The following is a 21,517-nucleotide window of genomic DNA, read 5'->3' on the forward strand; positions in this document are numbered from 1 at the left end:
AGACATCTTCATTGAGATAAGCTAGTATCAAAAGCAATGATGATCTTTACATAGTGAAGGAGAAAATTATGAATGAAAATATGATAGAAAAGATGAAGCCGTTTATTCAAGCTGCATGGGAGAAGGCTGGTTTTACTCAACCAACCACAATTCAATCTAAGGCCATTCCTTTCATTTTAGATGGAGTCGACGTAATAGCAGAATCTCCAACTGGGACAGGTAAGACCCTGGCCTACTTACTGCCAGTTTTGAATGCAATTGATTCGACTAAGAAAACCATTCAAGCAGTTATCTTAGCTTCATCTCAGGAGCTTGTTATGCAAATTCAAAGCGAGGTGCAGACATGGTCGGAAAATAGCGGAATTCGAGCGGCAACGTTTATTGGTGGTGCCAATGTGAAAAGACAGCTTGAAAAGATCAAGAAAAACCCTCATGTCATCATTGGGACACCTGGAAGAACTTTAGAGCTTATTAAACAAAAGAAGCTAAAAATGCATGAGGTCAAAACTATTGTTTTGGATGAGGGTGACCAATTATTAACCCAAGAGCATAGAGGAACTGTAACAGATATAATAAAATCCACCTTAAAGGAACGACAGGTGCTTCTTTTCTCAGCAACACTTCCCAATCCAACAGAAACACTTGCTAGGGAATTAACAGCAGGGGCAGAGGTCATAAAGGTTGAAAAGGATGAAACAATAAACGCAGCAAATGTTGAGCATATTTATTTTACTTCGGAACCTCGAGATAAAATCCTTATTTTGGAAAAGATTTCTCGATTGGATGTAAAAGCATTAGTATTTATGAAAGATATCGGGAATTTAACAGTAGCCTCTGAGAAGCTTAATTATAAGGGAATAAACGTAGCAATACTTCATAGTGATTTAAATAAGGATAAAAGAAAAAATGCTTTAAAGGATTTTCGAAATGGAAAAACTAATCTTTTGTTGGCTACCGATGTAGCAGCAAGAGGCTTGGATATTAAAGGCATCACGCATGTCGTTCATTTTGATTTTCCAAAGGATATCAAGCAATACATCCATCGATCTGGACGTACAGGAAGATTTGGAGCGGAAGGTACAGTGTTATCCATTGTAACAGATCGTGAAGAAAGGGAATTAAAAAAGTTTGCTCGTGAGCTAGAAATCCCTTTATCAGAGAAGGTCTTCTTTAAAGGCGAAATCATCAACAAATCAGAAAGAAAATAGAGGATACTTTTTCCTTTAGTTATAGTTATCGAATAGCACCCTTCCTTTTTACTCATACTATTTTTGACTCTTTAATAAAGGAGAAGTGGGAAAATGGGAAGGACTAAACGTGGCAATGCCAATGCACAGCGTAACAAAAACAAGAAAGAAGGACCACGAACAAGCGAAGAGCTTGTAGAGTTTACGAACACGACAAAGGAACGGAAGAATAACGTCCCATTAGATTAATGAAATACAGAGAACTCCCTTTTTCTGAAAGGAGTTCTTTTTTTGTAGTATTTAAAAAAATATAAATCAGTACCTTGCATTATTCACTACCGTGTATTATTATAGTGATTGCTGGTAATATATAACTGTTTGCCTGCTATTGTATTTTCATTAGTAGCAAATAAAGAATAGGGGGCACAATCCTTTGAATGTACAGTTTAAAAAAGGCGTGCTTGAATTATGCGTTTTAATTTTGATTTCAAAAAAGGATCAATATGGCTACGAATTAGCCCAAAATATTTCGAGTAGGATTGAAGTGGCAGAGGGAACTCTTTATCCATTATTAAGAAGGCTCACAAAAGAGGGGTACTTAACAACATATTTATTAGAATCGACAGAAGGTCCACCGAGAAAATATTATTCAATTACATTCACTGGATACGATTATATGAATGAATTGGTAAAGGAATGGCGTCAGTTTTCTAGCGCAGTAAATGAGTTTATCGAGGAGGGAATATTGGATGGTCAAGAATGAATTTATATCAAAATTAGAATCATTGCTCAGTAGGGTCCCAGAGGATGATAGAAGGGAGATGCTGTACGACTACGAAGAGCATTTTGAAATCGGGTTAGCAAACGGGAAGAGTGAAAAGGATCTCATTGCAGAATTAGGAGATCCTTATGTTATTGCGCGGGACCTACTCGCTGATTATCGTGTTGAAAAGGCAGAAAAGGATAGAACGGTATCAAATATATTTCATGCGATTATTGCCTCTATTAGTCTAAGCTTTTTTAATCTTGTATTTGTTTTAGGTCCTGTGATTGGATTACTTGGGGTCTACATTGGTTTATGTGCAACTGCGCTCGCATTAACACTTTCACCACTAGTTGTCATTTTTTCATCGGTAATGGGTTTTAGTTATGAAAGCTTTACTGTCAACTTTTTTGTTTCCATTACCCTATTTAGCTTAGGAGCATTGCTTAGCATCGGGATGATTTATGTTGGGAAATTCTTCTACCAAATTATCCTTCGATATATAAAATTTAATATTAGGGTCATTAAAGGGGGGAAAGCAGCATGAAAAAACTAGCATCGGGGTTGTTATTATTACTTGTCATTGGAATGGTTGGGACAATTGTTTCTCTAAAGGCAAATGGCGGATTTTCTTTTGACACCTATAATGTCAGCGATAAAAAGACAGTAAATGGAGAAAACATTGAGGAAGTTGAAATTGATAGTTCATCAAGTGATGTGAAGGTTGTTCCAACAGATGAAAAAGAGATATCCATTGAGCTTTCCGGCAAGGTAAGTAAAAAGCTAAAGAGGAAGCTTCAGCTTGATGTTGTTGAAAGAGGAAATAAATTAGAAGTAGCATTAAAAGGAGAAAATCAACTCAAATTCAATATTGGAGTACTGATTGTAGATACAAATATTAACGTCTACCTACCAGAAAAGGTCTACCAATCAATAAAAGTGGAAACCTCCTCAGGCTCTAATGAAATTGATAGCTTAAAGGCAAAAGAACTCTCTTTAAGAACTAGCTCTGGTGATCTTCTAGCTAGAGATTCGGTAGCAGAGGATACATTCATAATACAATCCTCAAGTGGGGAAGTAGATTTAAAGAATAATAAAGCAAATATATTTGATGTGAAGGTAAGCAGTGGATCATTATATGCAGTGGATTTAGATGGAAAGGAATCAACCTTTCATTCATCCTCTGGAGAAATTAGTTTAAAAAATGTCATTGGAGAGATCGTTGCAGAGGCCTCCTCTGGGGAAATAATCATTGATAATGAAGAGACGACAGGAAATATGTATACAGAAACGTCAAGCGGGGATGTATCTGTTGCATTTGATAAAAAACCTACTTCATTAGCAATTGATTTTAAGGGTAACTCAGGGGAAGGGAATGTAGAGATAAAGGGATTAAAATATGATGAAAAATCAGAGGACAACATCATCGGGCAGATTGGCTCTGGACAATATAAATTAAAGGTTAGAACTAGTTCAGGTGACTTTGAATTGAAATAATCGTTTGAAAAAAAGGTAAAGGGTCCGTTAATACCATATCCATTAATCTAGAAGGTATCCTTTTGAAATCTAGATATTAAGGCGGTAGAAATGAGACCCTTTTATTATTTAACTGTACTCAATTTTCTTCAACGGCTTTTTGGTTGGACCTTCAATAACCTCTCCGTCGATGGAATATCTGGATCCATGACAAGGGCAATCCCATGTATGGTCACCATGGTTCCATTCAACCTCGCAGCCTAAGTGGGTACAGGTAGTATCAACTATGTGAAGCTTTCCATCAGAATCCTTGAATGCCCCAGCTCTTTTTCCATTCACCATTACAACGGAGCCCTCATCATTTGTTAAATCGTTAGGATCCTTAGGTACAAACTCCAGCTTTCCTTTTAATAGGTGACCAGCCACATCAGCATTGGTGCTGATAAATTTCTTTAAGCTAGGGTCTGCATTATACCTTTGTGGTGAAAATAATTCCTTATATGGATTCTCCTTTTCAAGGATTAGGTCTTTAAGTAATAGAGCGGCTGAGGTACTGTTTGTCATCCCCCATTTGCGGAAACCTGTCGCAAGAAGAATGTTTGAATGATTTTCAGTGATTGGTCCGATATAGGGTACCTTATCGAGTGTGGTTAAATCCTGAGTGGACCAACGATATTTGTATTGCTCAATTCCAAAAATCTCCTCAGCAAATTCTTCTAATGCTAAGTAATGCTGCATCGTGTCAATCCCTTGGCCTGGTTTATGATTTTCGCCACTTACTAGGACAAGCTTTTCCCCATTAACAGGTGTATACCTAAGGGAACGTGTTGTGTCATCAGCACTTAGATACATCCCACCAGGAAAGGTTAACCTCGGCTTGATTGCAATGACATAAGCTCTTTCTGGATACATTCTTGTAAAATAGAGTCCCTTTTTATCATAGAAAGGAAAATGAGAGGCAATGACGATATACTTTGACGTAATCTTATTTCCAGAACGGGTTACCAATTTTGGTTGAGCCCCTTCTTCAATATCCGTTGCAGTGGTATTTTCAAAAATCACTCCATTGGCATTTGTAAACTCATCCACGACTTTCTTCAAATATTTTAAAGGATGAAATTGTCCCTGATTTTTCATAACTAATGCATTTTGTATTTTGATTTCAAAAGGAATGGAAGGGACAATCGAACCATCTATACCGAGTTTTCTGTATGCATCTGCTTCCTTTTCAATCTTACTGGCATATTGATCCTTTATGGCATATATGTACGCATCCTCCATGCTAAAGTCACACTCTATTTGTTTATCCTTTATCGTACTTTTAATAAATTCCATTGCATCCGTTGCGGAAGAATAATAGAGCCTTGCTTTTTCTTGACCAAAATGGCTAATCAATTCATCATAAATAAGACTATGCTGGGCTGTTACCTTTGCTGTTGTATGCCCGGTGGTTCCATTGAGAATCTTCCCAGCCTCAACAATAGCGACCCTTAAACCTTCCTTAGATAAAAGGTAGCCTGTGGTAATCCCGGTAATTCCACCCCCCACAACGGTTACATCAAAGGATTGATCTTCATTTAAAGCTGGAAAGCTTGGTAGCTCAACTTCTCTCCAAAAAGGTTCAGGAAACTGTGGCATTTGATCATTCGTACTCATTGATATCCTCCTACTAAGCATCTTAGTAGGTAATTTTGCCATCTTTATCAATAATTATTAAATGAAAAATAAACTCTTGATAAAACCGGAGTAACGTTCCCGGATGTCTTTGGCGATTTTGTCAACACTGGAGCTGTTTCTCGTTCTCCATTTGAACAAAAAGGAGACAACCCTCTTAATGAGAGCTGCCTCTAGTGAAATCTAATGTTTTTCTTTAGACTCCTTTAATCGGTCGATTCTAGTGGAATCCTCAGTGTTCATGGCTGATCTTAAATAATGAAATAAAGTGCCGCCTACAACCCCTAAACAAATGACAAAACCAATTACCGTTATCCACATTCCTGCCATTTGCATTCCCCCTTTTTAACATATATGTGAAAAAACAATAGGTCAGAAGTGTCTTTTAAAAATGATCAATCATAAGGATGAAATTTATAAAACAATCAAAATAATAAAAAAATTGTCGAAAATTAAAGGGAATTTATGTTGTTCTCAAGAATTATGAAAGTGGAATAAATCATTGGGGGGAACAAAATTGAGTTTTAAAACAGCAGATTTGTGTGATGACTTTTCCGAACAACTCAAAATTTGTGAGGTTGAGTTTAAATCGTACGGGAAAAGGAAAAAGTTTTGGGGACCAATATGCACAGTAAGGGTTTTTGAAGACAATGTATTAGTAAAAAGCGCCTTGCAAACAATACCAGAGGGAAGTGTACTAGTTGTTGATGGAGGCGGTTCAAAGCGATGTGCGCTTATGGGAGATATGCTAGGTGAAATAGCGCAAAATAGAGGGCTAGCAGGGGTTATTATTTATGGCTGTGTTCGAGATGTAGCTGAGCTAGCGGAAACAGATACGGGTATCTTTGCAATAGGAAGCAACCCATTGAAAAGCGTAAAAAGGGGCCAAGGCGAAAACGAAGTTACTCTCCGATTTGGCGGAATCGAGTGGAAACCTGGAGAATTTGTTTACGCAGACGAAGATGGAGTCATTGTTTCAGCGGAAAAATTGTTTTAAAGTGGCATATATTATTTTGGAACCTGCGGATGCGAGCTGCATTTGCAGGTTTTTTTGCGTTTTAGGGTATCTGGAGGGTGGTTTTGAGTATGGGTTGTACCAATTAAGGGGGACAGTACTATTATATCTGAGAAAATTTTGGGGATTTCCGCGATTATTTTGATATATCCGCGATTATTTTAATTTATCCGCGGAAAATAGCAAAATATCCGCGATTATTTCGATATATCCGCGATTATCCCGATATATCCGCGATTATGCCGAAACCCCGGAAACCCCGGAAACCCCGGAAACCCCGGAAACCCCGGAAACCCCGGAAACCCCGGAAACCCCGGAAACCCCGAAACCCTGNGGGTTGTACCAATTAAGGGGGACAGTACTATTATATCTGAGAAAATTTTGGGGATTTCCGCGATTATTTTGATATATCCGCGATTATTTTAATTTATCCGCGGAAAATAGCAAAATATCCGCGATTATTTCGATATATCCGCGATTATCCCGATATATCCGCGATTATGCCGAAACACCGGAAACCCCGGAAACCCCGGAAACCCCGGAAACCCCGGAAACCCCGGAAACCCCGAAAACCCCGGAAACCCCGAAACCCTGGAAACCCCGGAAACCCCGAAACCCCGAAACCCCGAAACCCGCAAAAAAAGGCCAGCCCAACCCGTACGATTGATGTTGCAAATCGACTAAACCAAACCCGCCTGACAAAATCAAACAACTGGAAACACTCCCCTCGACTAATTCAAATAGCCAAATCGAATCCTAAATTTCGAGGAGGTGTAAGAATTGATCAAAAGAATTTTATTAGCCTTAACTTTCCTTTTTTCAATCGTTTCCATTCCATCGATCTCATCTGCACAAACCGTTTACACCGTGCAACCAGGAGACTCGTTATGGAAAATTGCCGTTCGTTATCAGGTGGGAATTTCTGAGATTATTGCGGCAAACAAACAATTCCCAAATCCAAACCTTATATATCCAGGTCAAAAGGTTAACATACCGAATCTTGATGCAACAAAAAGCATTGAACAGCAGGTTATAAATTTAACCAACCAAGAACGTACGAAGGCAGGACTAAAGCCTCTAGTGGCAGATTGGGAGCTATCAAGGGTTGCACGCTATAAATCAATGGATATGAGGGATAAAAATTATTTCTCTCATGATAGCCCTACCTATGGCAGCCCATTTACTATGATGAAAAACTTTGGAATTACTTATCGTAGTGCTGGCGAAAATATCGCAGCTGGACAACCGACACCTCAACAGGTTGTACAAGCATGGATGAATAGTCCAGGGCATAGACAAAACATATTAAATGCATCCTATACACATATTGGAGTAGGTTATGCTAAAGGTGGTACTCGTGTTCATTACTGGACACAACAATTTATATCTAAATAATGCGTAAGTAATAGCCTTGTCGAAGGATCATATTTGACAAGGCTTTTTTGCATATTTTTTTGTATGAATCCCTCAGAAACCTCCAGTCCTATCAATACTCAGTCTCAGGTCTTATATGAAATTAAAGCTCATGCCCGTTATGAGAACATTAAAAACTAGGTAAGATGAAGACATAGAAAGGAGGCAACAAAAAATGAAAAAATTTGGGTTGCTTTTAGTTGGAGGAATCGCAGCATTATTTTTAATCTCGCATTTAGGACCGATGATTGGTTTGGTAATTAGTTTAGGGCTTGCCTATTACGCATTGAAGAGGTTCCTAAAAACCGATTCAACAGGAGCCAAAGTTGCATGGGGAATCTTCGGATTTATCGCCCTTATGGCTTCAGCATCCAATGTACCAGCGATTATTGGTTTAGCGGCTGCATATATCCTTTATCTTGTTTATAAAAAATGGAATTCAAGTAAATCTATTATCACTGAAGAATCAAATGATCCATTTGATAATTTTGAAAAACAATGGGCTGAGCTTAATAAACATTAATAAACATTAACAGGCTTTGGCCATTGCGTAAAACTACTATAAATAACGAAAATGAAAAGGAGAGAATTTAAAATGGCAAACATCTTTACTCGAATCAAAAATACCGTATTAGCAGATATCAATGAGGCTTTAGACCAAAAGGAAAGCAAAAATCCAATTGCATTATTGAATCAGTATTTACGTGAAAGTGAACAGGAAACAGAAAAGGTTCGTAAATTGTTAGAACGTCAATATAAATTAAAGGATGAGTTCTCAAGGGAGTATCAACGTGCATTGGAATTTGCTGAAAAACGCAAACATCAGGCAGAAGTTGCATCTAAAGCAGGGGAAACACAATTATTCCAATTTGCTGCAGCTGAACAGGCACAATATGAAGACCGCGCTGCTCGTCTAAAAGACTTATTAACACAGGCTACAGAACATCTAGGGGAACTAGAAAGAAAATATGAAGAAATGAAGCATAAGCTTAAAGACATGCAAATTCGTCGTATGGAGCTAATGGGTCGTGAAAATGTTACAAGAGCAAACTACCGAATGAACCAAGTAATTGATAACGATGCATATTCAGACTCTTCTTATTCCCGCTTTCAAGAAATTGAAACATACTTAGATCGCTTAGAACATAATGTGAACAGCGACTATTATAGAAACACAATTGATGCACGTATCGCACAATTAGAAAAAGATATGAAAAAAGAAGAAACTCATTCAAATTAATAGGATAGTCATGGTATTCTAGAGAGGGCGTAGGTTTCTACGCCTTTCTGAAGTTTAACTTGTTAGGATATAATACTTTATTTTGCTGTAAGAGGGGAGGAAGGGTCTTGTTTAAAAATAAGAAAAGTGATTTTATTGGTTGGAGTTTACTCATAGGCGCGATTGTCTTACTACTTGAAGTATCCTTTTTTAATCATGGTTTGATTTTCTCTCTTCTTGTCGCAGCAGGATTGATTTATTTAGGAAGAAAAAGAAAACCAAAAGGAAAACTACTCTTTTGGGCAGGAGTTACCATCATCATTCTTAATGTATTTAGCATGATGACCTTTAGATTTTTGTTAATCGCTATTTTAGTCTATTTATTCATACAATATGGACAATCAAAGAAAAAACCTGAAACCATTCGCCCAATAATAAAAGAACCTTCTGAACCAATCCATACAGAAGGTCCAATTATTAAAAAGGAACCTTTATTGGAAAATAATTTATTTGGAACTCAAAAAACCCCTGAACATGTCTATGAATGGGATGATATAAATATTCAGACCGGGATTGGTGACACTGTCATTGATTTAAGCTATACAGTTATGCCAAAGGGAGATACGGTCATTTTTATAAAAAACTTTATTGGCAATATTCAAATCCTTGTTCCATATGATTTAGAAGTGAGTATAAATCACTCTGTTATTGCTGGCTCAACTTCAATTTTTGATTATCATGAGTCAAGATTGTTGAATCATAGATTACATTTTCAAACTTCAGGCTTTGAGAATGCTGAACAAAGAATTAAAATTTTCACCTCGCTATTAATTGGAGATATTGAGGTGAAACGGATATGAGCACATTACAAAGACAAATAATTTGGGGAATATTGACTTCTTTAATATCCTTTATTTTAATAACAGTAGCTTTCTTCTATACTTTTCCTGTTATTCAGTTTGAAGAGCTTTGGAATAGAAGGCTTATGGATATACCCTTTATATTGATAGTCCCAACTGTAAGTATTTTAATTGGGATAGTTGCGGGGCTAATAACTGGTCTATATGGCCGAAAGCAATTACAAACCGTTGATAATTACCTTCATGAGGTTGAGGAAGGCCGAAGCTTTGAAATAAGTAATACAGAATCTACTATAGAAGTGCAATCTATCATTCATCGGGTAGGGAAAATACAAAAGCAAATTGCTGATCAAGCAAAGCTGTCTCAGAAGCTGGCGAATGAAAAAGCAGAGGATCAAGAAAATCGAATTCAAGAGATTATCTCCCAGGAACGGAATCGACTGGCTAGAGAACTTCATGATTCTGTTAGCCAGCAACTATTTGCTGCTTCGATGATGATGTCTGCCATAAATGAAACGAAACCGGATTCTGATGATCGAGAATCAAAACAATTGAAAATGGTCGAGGAAATGATCCATCAATCCCAACTTGAAATGAGGGCTTTATTGCTCCATTTACGACCGGTTGCTCTAAAGGGAAAATCCCTAAAAGAAGGTATGGAAGAGCTATTATTCGAACTATCACAAAAGGTAACGATGGCTATTCAATGGAAGATTGAAGACTTCCCTCTTGATAAAGGGGTGGAGGATCATCTTTTTCGTATTTTACAGGAGTCTGTTTCGAACACCCTGCGTCATTCAAAGGCATCTACATTAGAAGTTCTTCTTATCCTAAGAGATGAACTAATCATCATGCGAATTGTTGACGATGGTATTGGGTTTGATGTTGAGGAAAATAAAGCTGGTTCTTACGGATTGCAGAACATGTACGATCGTGCAGTTGAAATTGGTGGTACAATTAAAATAGTAAGTGTGAAAAATAAAGGAACTCGTCTAGAAGTGAAGGTTCCATTGATGAAAAAGGGTGAGGTCAATGATTAGAGTGTTGTTTGTTGATGATCATGAAATGGTACGTATTGGAGTGTCTTCATACCTATCCGCCCAACCGGATATTGAAGTAGTGGGTGAAGCGGATAATGGGAGAACTGCAATTGATTTGGCTCTCGAGCTCCGTCCGGATATTATACTCATGGACCTTGTGATGAAGGAAATGGATGGAATTGAATCAACAAGAAATATCATTGAGCGTTGGCCTGAGGCAAAAATTATCATTGTAACAAGCTTCTTAGACGATGAAAAGGTGTATCCTGCACTTGAAGCAGGAGCAACGAGCTATATGCTGAAAACCTCAAAGGCAAGTGAAATTGCAGAGGCTGTTCGTGCTACATATCATGGTCAAACAGTACTTGAGCCGGAAGTAACTGGAAAAATGATGATGAAAATGAGGCAAAAAAATACCCTACTACCCCATGAAGAATTAACCTCACGTGAGATGGAAATACTTCTATTGATGGCAGAGGGAAAAAGCAATCAAGAAATAGCTGATGAGCTTTTTATTGCTTTAAAAACAGTGAAAACGCACGTTAGTAATATTCTTAGCAAGCTTCAGGTGCAAGACCGTACACAGGCGGTTATTTATGCCTTTAAGCACTCCCTTGTGAGATAATATTGGGTAATCATACATTTTTATCCAAATACTTGCAATTTGTTATTTGAAATATTAGAATAAAATAAGCTAGAAAACCTTAAAAGGTTTTCTGCTTATTACCAATTAAAGGAGGTGGGTAAAGTGATGAATCAAGCTGTTTTGTTAAGCCACGTAAATGATTTAGATTTTCTATGTATTTGCCGTGGAAAATTTGCTGCTGCAGTTGTTAACGGGATTAGTCTGCCCTTTTTTAACAACCGAATAGCAAGAACAAAACGGTGAAAACATCTCTTTATCCATTTTATATAGTACGTAGGATTAGAGGAGAGCTTTCATGCTCTCCTTTTTTCGTACCGAATGATTTGAAACCATGGGAGATTGTTCTTTCCCATGGTTTTTTTGCGTGTAAAAATAATTACTAAACAAGGAGGCAATTTTGATGATTGCGTGCAGTGTTCAAGCAATAGGAAAAATGTATGGTGGGAATTCCATTTTTGAAAAATTAACCTTTGAGATACATGAAAACGATCGGGTAGGATTAGTTGGCCGGAATGGAGGTGGCAAAACAACATTGTTTCGTTTATTAGCCGGAGAGGAACCACCTGATTCTGGGCAGATTCATTGGAAAAAGGATACTGAAATAGGGTATCTCTCGCAAATTCCGGTGTTTAATGATGAGATGACGACAAAAGATATTCTAAGAACCGCCTTCTTAGGTCTATTAGAAAAAGAACAAAGAATGAAGGAGCTTGAAAGAAAGATGGGGGAGGAAACAAACCCAGAACGACTACAAGATATGATTGAGGAATACGGTGTCATTCAGGATCAGTTTATCCTTTTAGGTGGATATGAAATGGATGCATCTATTGAAAAAATTGTCAATGGACTAAAAATGAATGAGCTATTATCAAAAAATTTCTCAGCTTTGAGTGGGGGAGAACAAACGAAGGTAGGTTTAGCGCTCATCCTCTTGAAAAGTCCAAACTTTTTATTGCTTGATGAACCAACGAATCATCTCGACTTAATGTCTGTTGAATGGCTAGGTGGGTTTTTAAAGGAATACAAAGGTACGGTGTTAATTATTTCACACGACCGCTACTTTTTAGATGAAGTAGTGAATAAAATCTTAGACTTAGAGGACGGGGAAATTACTGGATATCAAACCAATTTTTCTGGATTTGTTAAGGAGAAGGAAGAAAGACTTCTTAAGGAATTTCAAGCATTTGAAGAACAGCAAAAGAAAATAAAAAAAATGAAGGAGGCTATTAAGCGGTTGAGGGAGTGGGCAAATCGTGCAAATCCACCAAGCGAAGGGTTGCATAAGCGGGCACGGAACATGGAAAGAGCCTTAGAAAGAATGGAAAAGCTCGATCGGCCAATCATCAATCGCAAAAAAATGGGATTTGAAATAGAATCAACCGATCGAAGCGGAAAGGATGTTGCTGTATTAAAAGAAGTATCCAAATCATTTAATGAGCAAATACTTTTTTCTGATGTAATGATGCATGTTCAATATCGAGATCGCGCAGCTATTATTGGTGAAAATGGTACAGGTAAATCGACCCTTATAAAAATCATGCTTAAGCAATTGAATCCTGATATGGGAGAAGTAAAGCTGGGAAGTAATTTAAAGATAGGTTACTTGTCACAGAAGCTTTTTCAAGATAGGAAGGATGAAACCGTAATAGATGTTTTTCGTGATGAAATTAAGGTAACAGAGGGAGAAGCCAGACATTTGCTTTCAAGGTTTCTATTTTATGGGCATAGCGTATTTCGAAGGGTTTCACAATTAAGTGGAGGGGAGAGGATGAGGCTTCGGCTGGCACAGCTGATGCATCAGGATATTAACCTTCTAGTACTAGATGAACCGACAAACCATTTAGATATCGAATCAAGGGAAGTGTTAGAAGAGGCTTTAGAAGGATACAATGGCACAATTATTGCTGTATCCCATGATCGTTATTTTCTCAATAAGCTCTTTAACAAAATTTATTGGATCCATGATAAAAAACTCCATTCATTTGATGGAAATTATAACTGGGCAAAGAAAAAGATGAAGGAAAAATGGGCAAAACAAAAAGAATCGCACCTAATTATAAAAGAGGAGAAACCAGCAAAAACAGAAAAAAATCACTTCATAAAAACAGAGGTTATGTGGGATCAATTTGAAAAAAAGTTAGAAGAATTAGAAAAGCTATTGAAAGAAATTAACATCCAATTACTAAAGGAAGTGGAACTAGAGAAGATTCAGAGTCTATATACCCAAAAGGAAGTACTGGAGTTGGAGAGAGAAGATATTTACCTACAATTGGAGTCTTTGGGATGAATAGAAAAATGAATACAAAAGTGAAGGTGTCTGGTATGAGGGCCAGACACCTCAAATACCTTTTCAGTGAAAATTCTTTCACCTAAAAAGATTTTAAAGACATTAAGTTAATCATCACGATAGCTTATGTATGAATGTATGAATGATTGTATTGTAGGGTCATAGGTCATTATTTATTTTCTGATAGGCTTTAGGATTGAACTAGACATTTTATTAATAGTAGAGAAGATTTATAAGTAGTAGCATGAGATTAATTTCCATTCCTTTAATAAATTTAAAAATAATCTCCAAACTTGTCTCATATCTTTAATACATGAGATTGATATGTTAGGAGAGACAGCATGAATTCTTTTTTTAAAGGGGCTTTGGTATTAATCATTGCTACCTTCTTTGGGGAATGTGTAGAGTTTTTGACCAGTATGGTACTAGCTGAGGAGCTGGGTGAGAGAGGTTTAGGATTGTATATGTCCATCTTGCCTACCATCTTTTTAATTGTTTTGATGGCCAGCTTTGAACTTCCCATTTCCATTTCTAAATTTATCGCTGAGAGGGAAGATCGTTATCACAAAAGTATGCTGCAGCATGCCTTGAAGTTAACCATTATATTTACGAGTATATTGCTTATTTTAGCCAGCATTTTCATCCCCTTCATTCCAGTCTTTAATCAGTATCATCCACTATTACGTTGGCTGGTTATTATTTTGATTCCCTTGATTTCTTTCTCTTCCATTGCACGAGGACTTTTTATGGGGAAGAATCAAATGGGCAAAGTGGCAACCGCCCAATTTTTAAGAAAAGTGGGCCAGCTCATTTTATTAGTCTTCTTTTACCAGTTATTTAATTTTGATATGGAGACCTCTTTATTAATAGCCTTTTGTACATTGGTGGGGAGTGAAGCATTAGTATTTATCTACTTGTTTCATATGTTCTTAATTCAATATAACCAAATGAAGAAGCAACATTTTACTGTCATTAGTGCGAGAACGGTTAGAAAAAGCTTAATGGCTGTTTCAATACCGACAACCGCCATTAGAATGTTCCATTCCTTAACACATGCTGTTCAGCCCTTTTTAATTAAGGCAGCCTTACTTAAGGCCGGGGTTTCTGCGAATATTGCTACAGAGCAATTTGGGGTAATGGCAGGAATAGCTATGACAATTGGATTTTTTCCCGCTTTTATAGCCCATTCCCTACTTATTGTTTTAATTCCAACTGTATCAAGGGCCTATTCAGATAGGGACTATTCGACTTTACAGAAGCTTCTTCAGCAGGTTATGCAAATTACTATCCTATATGGTGTTCCAGTCGCAGTGACTTTATATTTTTTCGGAGATTCAATAACGAATTTCTTTTTCCATTCCACATCAGCTGCGGAGTATTTGAAGCTTTTATGGCCATATTTTTTGCTTCATTTCTTTATTATTCCCTTGCAGGCTTATCTAATCGGCTTAGGGTTAATGAAGGATGCGCTCCTACATAATGTATGGTCGTCCATTATTACCTTTAGTGTCATGTATATACTTGGATCACTTCCAGACTTTCAAATGCATGGTGTGATCATTGGGCTGAATGCTGGCTCTGTTCTTTTAACATTGATGCATTATTTGACCATTTGTAAAAAGATTGGGCTGACCTTCTGGTTGAAGGTACCTGAAAGGAAGTTTATTGATTATTAGAGGGCATAAGAAATGCCCTCATATAAATTCATTCCCTTTCATTGTCTCTCCATATCCATTAACGTTTCTTTAATTCCAATATTATAAGGAGTCATTGGGACTTTGCCGATTCTACTCTCATATTTGCTACCATCAAGGATGACAGGCGTTTCGTTTAAATACATCATTTCTACGAATTCCTTCATAAAGGGATTGAATATACCTAATCCCTGTATCATCCATTTACGTATTGTGCTAAGCTTGATATCTCTTCCCAAATGGCTGGATAATATTTGTTGAATTTCCTTGCCGGTAATCGTACCTGCTCCTGGGATATTCCAGGCTTCTCCATAAGTATCATCACGAAAAGCTAATTCTACTAATGCTTCTGCCCCGTCTTTTACATAGATGAACTCTCTTGGGGTGTTTAAATCACCAATAAAGCCTCCAGAGTTTTTCTTTAAAACTTGTTCAAAGGTATATTGAAGCAGTGTACTTCCTGCCTTTGGACCATAAAAATCAGGGAAATGGGCAATTAAGTATTGCACCCCTGAGTTTTCTATCTCTTGAAGCAATTGTAGGCGAAGTTTTCCCTTTTTCGTGTGCGGCTGCTTGTTGGCTGTTTCTGCGGTCCTTTGAATTTGACGACCGTAAGAGTAGATATTATCAACGTAAATGAATGGTTTATTCTGGTTGCGGCATTCTTCGAGGATGTTTAATAGCAAGTTTTTCAAATTTTTCTGCCATTCTTGGTACGGGATATTAATCGAATGAAAAATATAGTCTGCCTTTGATATCGCTTCACGTATATCACTTTTATTCATTGCATCGCCAACCATAAGCTCAACAGAAGGGTCCCAATTTTTTTTATACTCTTCAAGCTTAGGAAGAGACCTTCCTAAGGCAATAGTAGGAATATTTCTCTTAGATAATGCTTCAACTAATGCATTTCCCATGCTTCCTGTAGATCCTAAAACTAAAGATTTTTTCATAAAAAGACAGCTCCTTTTGAATGATTATTTATTGACCACTGTTCAAACAATGTGTTTAAAAAAGAAATGACTTTGCATTCCTTTTTAGCTGATCGCTTTTAGTAAAAATTGAACATGTGAGCTTGCAAGTTCCTTTACATCTTCAAATGTTGTCTCACTGCGAATATAGTGAGTAACAAACCCATGTAAACTAATAAAAATCGACCATATGTCTTTAGTGGAAATAGGCTTTTGCGTTAATTTAGCAATTGCATTAGCAAATTGCATGTAGCTTACATATGGACTTTCTTGTAGACAGCTTTTTACATCATCATCCCGAATTAAAAACATCACCTCATAATGATTTGGATGGTTTAACCCGAATTCAATAAAGCGATAGAGGATGAGATATAGTTTCTCTTCATCAGTCGTTTGAATGTTAGACAAAACGCTTCCTAGTTCGTTGCTCAGTTTATTAAAATCTGCTTTAATAATCTCATAGAAAAGCTCGGCTTTGTTTTTAAAATGATAATAGATTGCTCCGTGGCTGCATTTTAAGACAGTAGCTATCTTCCGCATGGATATTGAACCATACCCATTAGATGCAAATAAATCTCGTGCCACATCTAATATCATTTCTTTCGTTAATTCTTCATGAGATGTTTTTCTTGGAGACACAATAGGAACCACCTTATCATTTAGTGTGTTTTGGGTTAGATATCATTTATGATCATGACTGTTTAATAAAAATTGAACACTGGTCAATTAAAATGATAAATCAGTGTTTATTATTTTGCAAGGGGAAAGTGATGAAAATTTTTCCAATGGCCTTCAGTACCTTATTAAGTATGAGTCATTAGTTTTTTTATAAGCCCTTTAATATGGGATTCATGGTTTTTAGTGGTGCTATTAATATACTTGTCTACGAAAAAATTAATGGTCTCCTCCAGAATGGCGAGGAGAAGAAATGGCAAGATGATAATAAGTATCCAGACCCACATATATTATCCCTTCCTTTATAAGGTGATTTGAAATAACCTATTCAAAGAATGAGAATAAGATGCTTTTTTTCCTCAAGGATCTCTGATTTCCATAGATTAACTAATGAAAATTCTAAATGTTTCCACTTTAATTATATCCAATTGGAGGAAAAAAAGAAAGGGACTAACCTCACGGGTTAGTCCTAGTATTTTTGGCGGTAATTGGAGTCTGCCACCAATAATAAACTTCTCTATACAGCATGTTGGTCTATTGCAAATTGGCTATTGTATAAATCAGCATAAAATCCATTTTGTGCTAATAATTCGGAATGATTTCCTTGCTCAATAACCTTTCCTTGATTCATTACTAAGATGATATCAGCATCTTTGATTGTTGAAAGTCTATGAGCAATAACAAAGCTCGTTCTGCCTTGCATCATGGAAGTCATTGCTTTTTGAATATAAACCTCTGTACGTGTGTCAACACTACTTGTGGCTTCATCTAAAATCATAATTGGTGGGTCAGCGAGAATGGCCCTTGCAATCGTAAGCAATTGTCTCTGACCTTGAGAGATATTTGAGGCATCCTCATTTAGTACCGTGTCATAACCATCCGGTAGTGTACGAATAAAGTGATCTGCATGTGCCGCTTTCGCCGCTTTTACAATTTCCTCATCAGTAGCATCTAATCGACCATATGCGATATTCTCTTTAATCGTCCCGTTGAAAAGCCAAGTGTCCTGCAGAACCATGCCAAAGGTTTGACGTAATTCAGCACGGGAAATTTCCTTAATATTAACTCCGTCAATCTTAATAGAACCACTGTTAAGCTCATAAAATCGCATAAGAAGATTTATTAATGTAGTTTTTCCTGCACCTGTTGGACCTACAATAGCCACAGTCTGACCTGGATGGACATCAATATTCATATCTTCAATAAGCAATTGGTCTTTTTTATAACCAAAATCGACTTGGTCAAATGTTACTCTTCCTTTGACCTGCGGCAAGGTTTTTATATTGGATTCCTTTACTTCTTCTGTTTCATCTAATAATTCGAAGACACGTTCTGCCGCCGCAATTGTAGCTTGAATAATATTAGCAATATTTGCTGTTTGTGTAATTGGCTGAGAAAGCTGTCTGGAATATTGAATAAATGCTTGGATATCACCAACTGTTATAAAACCTTTTGTTACATAAATGCCGCCGACGATACAAATCAGTACATACCCTAAATTGCTTACAAAAGACATTAAGGGCATAATGATACCGGATATAAATTGGGCACGCCAGCCTGCATCATATAACTTTTCATTTACTTCATCAAATTGCCTTTTGGCCTTTTCTTCATGTCCAAATGCTTTAATAATTTGGTGCCCAGTGTACATTTCTTCAATATGGCCATTCAATTTTCCAAGAGAACGCTGTTGATTAGCAAAATGTCTCTGAGAACGAACCATGATTGGTTTTAAGACAAAAACAGAAAGAATAGTTGCTGCTATACTAATTAATGTTAGAACAGGACTAATAGTCAGCATCATGATGATGATTCCAATGATTGTTACAATAGAAGTTATAAATTGCGTTATACTTTGTTGCAAGGTACTTCCGATTGTATCAATATCATTTGTGACACGACTCAGTGTATCTCCGTGGGAATGCTCATCATAATACTTAAGTGGTAGTCTTCCAAGCTTTTGATCGACCGCTGTTCTCAAATCATAGACGACCTTTTGAGACACACCAGCCATAATATATTGCTGCAGATAGCTAAATAATGCACTGATAATATATAGCCCAATTAAAAGAAGGAGTATTTTCCCTACATAATCAAAATCAATTTCAGCTCCAGGAATCCCCTTAAACTTCATCATTAGGCCTTCAAAAATTTTAGTTGTTACTTTCCCCATGAGTTTTGGACCAACAATTAAGAAAACGGTGCTAATAATTGCTGTAAAGAAAACGGCAATTAAATGGTATTTGCTCGGTCTCAAATAGGCAAGAAGACGGCGAAGAGTTCCCTTGAAGTCTTTAACCTTTGCCCCTTGAACCATCATGCCGCCAGGACCATGCCCTGGACCAGGTCCTCTTTTTGGGGGCTGCTGTTTATTCTCACTCATGCGATTTCCTCCTTAGACAATTGTGACTCCACGATTTCACGATAGACTGAGCAGGTCTCTAGTAATTCTTCATGAGTTCCAATTCCATTTATTTTTCCTTCATCAAGAACAATAATTTGATCTGCATGAAGAACGGTACTGACGCGTTGGGCTACTATAAGAACACTTGCGTCTTCTGTCTCTGTTTTTAGCGCTGCACGCAGCTTGGCATCCGTCTTAAAATCTAATGCTGAAAAGCTATCATCAAAAACATATATGTTTGCTTTTCGCACAAGGGCACGGGCAATGGCCAAACGCTGCTTTTGTCCACCAGAAAGATTGTTACCACCTTGTGTAATCACAGATTCATAGCCATCTTTCATTTCCTCAACAAAATCTGCAGCCTGAGCAACCTCCGCCGCATGGACGACCTCCTCATCGGTTGCATCCTCTTTTCCGTAACGGATGTTTTCGCTGATAGTTCCAGAAAAAATAACCGCCTTTTGAGGAACAAAACCAATGGTAGAACGCAATTCAGCCTGAGACATTTGAGTAATATCCATACCGTTGACCCTTATTGTCCCAGAGTCAATGTCATAAAATCTTGGAACAAGATTGACCAACGTAGATTTACCTGAACCAGTACCTCCGATGATAGCAGTCACCTGTCCAGGAGAGGCTTTAAAGGTAATGTTAGATAAAGCAGGCATTTCGGCACCAGGATAACTAAATGTGACATGGTCAAACTCAACAGAACCTTGAGACTTATCTGGTTCTAATGTCATGTCTGCATCAACAACGCTAGGAGACATTTCTAGTACCTCATTGATACGGACGGCTGATGCCGAAGCTCTTGGAATCATGACAAACATCATGGCAGCCATGATTAACGCAAACATGATTTGTGTGACATATTGAATAAAGGCCATTAAATCTCCAATTTGCATGCTTCCATGATCAATTCGAATTCCACCGAACCAGAGAATGGCAATTGTGGTTAAGTTAAAAATCAACATCATGATTGGCATCATAAATGCCATAATTTTATTAACCTTTACTGATACATCCATTAAGTCACGATTGGCTGTTTCAAACCGGTCTTGTTCAAAGGGATCACGATTAAAGGCACGAACGACTCTTACCCCAATGAGACCTTCGCGAAGTATTCGGTTTAGTTTATCTATCTTTAGCTGCATCGATTGAAAAAGGGGAATCGCTTTTCTTTGAACAAAGAAAATGGTTAAAATTAAAATCGGAGTTATAGCTAAAATAACAAGGGAAAGCTTGGCATCCTTTGTAACAGCCATAATGACCCCGCCAATAAACATAAATGGAGCAGCAACTACCATTCGCATTAGCATCACAAGTACCTGTTGAATTTGTGTGATATCATTCGTTGTTCTTGTAATCAGTGAAGCCGTTCCAACCTTATCAAACTCATGTAAAGAGAAAGACTCAACACGAGAAAATATTTGTTTTCGTAAGTTTCTTCCGAATCCCATAGAGGCTTTCGAAGAAAGATAGCTTACTAAAACGGAACAAATCGCACCGATAGCTGCTATTCCTAGCATAAGAGCACCGATTTTTATAATATAATGCGTATCGCCTTTTACTACCCCAACATCGATAATGTCAGACATTAAAGTTGGTAAATATAATTCAGACATAGTTTGAATAAAAACAAAAATAAGGACCCCAGTGACGATTAGGGTAAAAGGTTTTAAATGACGTAATAGTTTAATCAACTTTTTTTCCTCCGTGATTGATGGTTGTTCCCTCTATTGATAATTCATAGATCTGGTGGTGAATTTCTAGTAAAGCATTTATTTTATCTTGTGGAATTTGTTCTAGGACATGTTTCATTCTTTGAAGGACTCCATCTGGGTCTTCATTGATTTGACGAACCTTTTGTTCGCCTTCTTCGGTAAGCAAAAGCTGAACCTCCCGCCTATTTTCCTCTGAAAATATCCTTTTTATTAAACCAGCTGACACTAATCCTTCAACATTAGCGCTTAGTGTACTTTTTGAGAAATTCGTTTTTTCACCCAATGTTTTTTGGGGAATAATTATACCTAAATGCATTGCTTGTAGAATTCGAAATTGGGGGAGACTCAATTTATTTTTTAAGATTACTTCCCGTGACCATTTAGCAAATATCATATGAATTTCACGAAACGATTGCAGCATGGCTAATGTTTGATTGGAATCAGTATATTCCCTTTCCATTCTCTTTCA

General features: G+C 37.2%; 22 protein-coding genes. 15 read left to right on the plus strand and 7 right to left on the minus strand.

Translation table 11 applies throughout. From position 1 onward, the window contains the following. The first annotated feature begins 68 nt into the window (after positions 1-68). From BQ6100_RS01480 to BQ6100_RS01495, 5 genes are all read left to right on the plus strand, one after another. Positions 69-1,208: a DEAD/DEAH box helicase gene (locus BQ6100_RS01480; protein WP_075980062.1), complete on the plus strand. Its 1,140-nt coding sequence runs from the start codon at positions 69-71 to the stop codon at positions 1,206-1,208. 93 nt (positions 1,209-1,301) lie between these two features. Then, a complete protein-coding gene (locus BQ6100_RS21790; protein ID WP_261798567.1) occupies positions 1,302-1,436 on the plus strand; it encodes a hypothetical protein in 135 nt (44 codons plus the stop codon). 184 nt (positions 1,437-1,620) lie between these two features. Then, positions 1,621-1,950, plus strand: a complete 330-nt coding sequence (locus BQ6100_RS01485) for a PadR family transcriptional regulator (RefSeq protein ID WP_075980063.1) — start codon at positions 1,621-1,623, stop codon at positions 1,948-1,950. Further along, positions 1,937-2,497 carry a DUF1700 domain-containing protein gene (locus BQ6100_RS01490; protein WP_075980064.1) on the plus strand — a complete coding sequence of 187 codons (561 nt, stop codon included), beginning with the start codon at positions 1,937-1,939 and terminating at the stop codon, positions 2,495-2,497. Before BQ6100_RS01485 ends, BQ6100_RS01490 begins: the two co-directional genes overlap by 14 nt. Continuing rightward, positions 2,494-3,447 (plus strand): DUF4097 family beta strand repeat-containing protein, encoded by a 954-nt coding sequence (locus BQ6100_RS01495; protein WP_075980065.1) that lies wholly within the window; start codon positions 2,494-2,496, stop codon positions 3,445-3,447. Before BQ6100_RS01490 ends, BQ6100_RS01495 begins: the two co-directional genes overlap by 4 nt. Before the next feature lie 108 nt (positions 3,448-3,555). Here BQ6100_RS01495 and BQ6100_RS01500 read toward each other — a convergent pair whose 3' ends face one another. Continuing rightward, entirely contained in the window at positions 3,556-5,082 is a 1,527-nt protein-coding gene (locus BQ6100_RS01500; RefSeq protein ID WP_075980066.1) for an FAD-dependent oxidoreductase, read from the minus strand. Between the two features lie 201 nt (positions 5,083-5,283). Continuing rightward, the gene (locus tag BQ6100_RS21390) at positions 5,284-5,430 is read right to left on the minus strand and encodes a hypothetical protein (protein WP_173719800.1); all 147 of its coding nucleotides are present in this window, start codon (positions 5,428-5,430) and stop codon (positions 5,284-5,286) included. A gap of 187 nt (positions 5,431-5,617) precedes the next feature. On the opposite strand from BQ6100_RS21390, the gene rraA reads away from it, so the two are divergent. The 10 genes from rraA to BQ6100_RS01550 all read left to right on the plus strand — a co-directional run bounded on the left by rraA (position 5,618) and on the right by BQ6100_RS01550 (position 15,256). Further along, positions 5,618-6,097, plus strand: a complete 480-nt coding sequence (gene rraA, locus BQ6100_RS01505) for a ribonuclease E activity regulator RraA (protein ID WP_075980067.1) — start codon at positions 5,618-5,620, stop codon at positions 6,095-6,097. Between the two features lie 801 nt (positions 6,098-6,898). After that, complete coding sequence (gene safA / locus BQ6100_RS01515; RefSeq protein WP_075983395.1) at positions 6,899-7,510, plus strand: SafA/ExsA family spore coat assembly protein; 612 nt, start codon at positions 6,899-6,901, stop codon at positions 7,508-7,510. A 193-nt stretch (positions 7,511-7,703) separates the two neighbouring features. Beyond that, positions 7,704-8,051 (plus strand): lmo0954 family membrane protein, encoded by a 348-nt coding sequence (locus tag BQ6100_RS01520; protein ID WP_075980069.1) that lies wholly within the window; start codon positions 7,704-7,706, stop codon positions 8,049-8,051. Positions 8,052-8,123: 72 nt separating this feature from the next. Continuing rightward, positions 8,124-8,768 carry a PspA/IM30 family protein gene (locus BQ6100_RS01525; RefSeq protein WP_075980070.1) on the plus strand — a complete coding sequence of 215 codons (645 nt, stop codon included), beginning with the start codon at positions 8,124-8,126 and terminating at the stop codon, positions 8,766-8,768. Between the two features lie 107 nt (positions 8,769-8,875). Then, positions 8,876-9,607 (plus strand): cell wall-active antibiotics response protein LiaF, encoded by a 732-nt coding sequence (liaF, locus tag BQ6100_RS01530; RefSeq protein WP_075980071.1) that lies wholly within the window; start codon positions 8,876-8,878, stop codon positions 9,605-9,607. Then, the gene (locus BQ6100_RS01535) at positions 9,604-10,647 is read left to right on the plus strand and encodes a sensor histidine kinase (protein ID WP_075980072.1); all 1,044 of its coding nucleotides are present in this window, start codon (positions 9,604-9,606) and stop codon (positions 10,645-10,647) included. Before liaF ends, BQ6100_RS01535 begins: the two co-directional genes overlap by 4 nt. Next, complete coding sequence (locus BQ6100_RS01540) at positions 10,640-11,272, plus strand: response regulator transcription factor (RefSeq protein WP_075980073.1); 633 nt, start codon at positions 10,640-10,642, stop codon at positions 11,270-11,272. Before BQ6100_RS01535 ends, BQ6100_RS01540 begins: the two co-directional genes overlap by 8 nt. Before the next feature lie 126 nt (positions 11,273-11,398). Then, on the plus strand, positions 11,399-11,536 hold the full coding sequence (locus BQ6100_RS21155; protein ID WP_315970031.1) for an RAxF-45 family protein: 138 nt from the start codon (positions 11,399-11,401) through the stop codon (positions 11,534-11,536). Positions 11,537-11,693: 157 nt separating this feature from the next. Next, positions 11,694-13,580 (plus strand): ribosomal protection-like ABC-F family protein, encoded by a 1,887-nt coding sequence (gene abc-f, locus BQ6100_RS01545; RefSeq protein WP_075980074.1) that lies wholly within the window; start codon positions 11,694-11,696, stop codon positions 13,578-13,580. Between the two features lie 341 nt (positions 13,581-13,921). Continuing rightward, complete coding sequence (locus BQ6100_RS01550) at positions 13,922-15,256, plus strand: polysaccharide biosynthesis protein (protein WP_075980075.1); 1,335 nt, start codon at positions 13,922-13,924, stop codon at positions 15,254-15,256. Between the two features lie 38 nt (positions 15,257-15,294). On the opposite strand, the gene BQ6100_RS01555 is transcribed toward BQ6100_RS01550, so the two are convergent. The 5 genes from BQ6100_RS01555 to BQ6100_RS01575 form a co-directional block, all read right to left on the minus strand. Next, positions 15,295-16,227: an NAD-dependent epimerase/dehydratase family protein gene (locus BQ6100_RS01555; protein WP_075980076.1), complete on the minus strand. Its 933-nt coding sequence runs from the start codon at positions 16,225-16,227 to the stop codon at positions 15,295-15,297. 84 nt (positions 16,228-16,311) lie between these two features. Next, on the minus strand, positions 16,312-16,884 hold the full coding sequence (locus BQ6100_RS01560; protein ID WP_075980077.1) for a TetR/AcrR family transcriptional regulator: 573 nt from the start codon (positions 16,882-16,884) through the stop codon (positions 16,312-16,314). Positions 16,885-17,437: 553 nt separating this feature from the next. Continuing rightward, entirely contained in the window at positions 17,438-19,303 is a 1,866-nt protein-coding gene (locus BQ6100_RS01565; protein WP_075980078.1) for an ABC transporter ATP-binding protein, read from the minus strand. Beyond that, a complete protein-coding gene (locus BQ6100_RS01570) occupies positions 19,300-21,027 on the minus strand; it encodes an ABC transporter ATP-binding protein (protein ID WP_075980079.1) in 1,728 nt (575 codons plus the stop codon). Before BQ6100_RS01570 ends, BQ6100_RS01565 begins: the two co-directional genes overlap by 4 nt. Next, positions 21,020-21,508: a MarR family winged helix-turn-helix transcriptional regulator gene (locus BQ6100_RS01575; RefSeq protein WP_075980080.1), complete on the minus strand. Its 489-nt coding sequence runs from the start codon at positions 21,506-21,508 to the stop codon at positions 21,020-21,022. Before BQ6100_RS01575 ends, BQ6100_RS01570 begins: the two co-directional genes overlap by 8 nt. Positions 21,509-21,517 lie beyond the last annotated feature (9 nt).

The sequence above is a fragment of the Bacillus massilinigeriensis genome, from assembly GCF_900117315.1.
GTDB lineage: Bacteria > Bacillota > Bacilli > Bacillales > Cytobacillaceae > Bacillus_BE > Bacillus_BE massilionigeriensis.

Excerpts from the sequence above, each read along its gene's own strand:
- BQ6100_RS01480 (WP_075980062.1), top strand. The coding sequence starts at position 69 with ATGAATGAAAATATGATAGAAAAGATGAAGCCGTTTATTCAAGCTGCA.
- BQ6100_RS21790 (WP_261798567.1), top strand. The coding sequence starts at position 1,302 with ATGGGAAGGACTAAACGTGGCAATGCCAATGCACAGCGTAACAAAAAC.
- BQ6100_RS01490 (WP_075980064.1), top strand. The coding sequence starts at position 1,937 with ATGGTCAAGAATGAATTTATATCAAAATTAGAATCATTGCTCAGTAGG.
- BQ6100_RS01495 (WP_075980065.1), top strand. The coding sequence starts at position 2,494 with ATGAAAAAACTAGCATCGGGGTTGTTATTATTACTTGTCATTGGAATG.
- BQ6100_RS01500 (WP_075980066.1), bottom strand. The coding sequence starts at position 5,082 with ATGAGTACGAATGATCAAATGCCACAGTTTCCTGAACCTTTTTGGAGA.
- BQ6100_RS21390 (WP_173719800.1), bottom strand. The coding sequence starts at position 5,430 with ATGGCAGGAATGTGGATAACGGTAATTGGTTTTGTCATTTGTTTAGGG.
- BQ6100_RS01520 (WP_075980069.1), top strand. The coding sequence starts at position 7,704 with ATGAAAAAATTTGGGTTGCTTTTAGTTGGAGGAATCGCAGCATTATTT.
- BQ6100_RS01525 (WP_075980070.1), top strand. The coding sequence starts at position 8,124 with ATGGCAAACATCTTTACTCGAATCAAAAATACCGTATTAGCAGATATC.
- BQ6100_RS01535 (WP_075980072.1), top strand. The coding sequence starts at position 9,604 with ATGAGCACATTACAAAGACAAATAATTTGGGGAATATTGACTTCTTTA.
- BQ6100_RS01540 (WP_075980073.1), top strand. The coding sequence starts at position 10,640 with ATGATTAGAGTGTTGTTTGTTGATGATCATGAAATGGTACGTATTGGA.
- BQ6100_RS21155 (WP_315970031.1), top strand. The coding sequence starts at position 11,399 with ATGAATCAAGCTGTTTTGTTAAGCCACGTAAATGATTTAGATTTTCTA.
- abc-f (WP_075980074.1), top strand. The coding sequence starts at position 11,694 with ATGATTGCGTGCAGTGTTCAAGCAATAGGAAAAATGTATGGTGGGAAT.
- BQ6100_RS01550 (WP_075980075.1), top strand. The coding sequence starts at position 13,922 with ATGAATTCTTTTTTTAAAGGGGCTTTGGTATTAATCATTGCTACCTTC.
- BQ6100_RS01555 (WP_075980076.1), bottom strand. The coding sequence starts at position 16,227 with ATGAAAAAATCTTTAGTTTTAGGATCTACAGGAAGCATGGGAAATGCA.
- BQ6100_RS01565 (WP_075980078.1), bottom strand. The coding sequence starts at position 19,303 with ATGAGTGAGAATAAACAGCAGCCCCCAAAAAGAGGACCTGGTCCAGGG.
- BQ6100_RS01575 (WP_075980080.1), bottom strand. The coding sequence starts at position 21,508 with ATGGAAAGGGAATATACTGATTCCAATCAAACATTAGCCATGCTGCAA.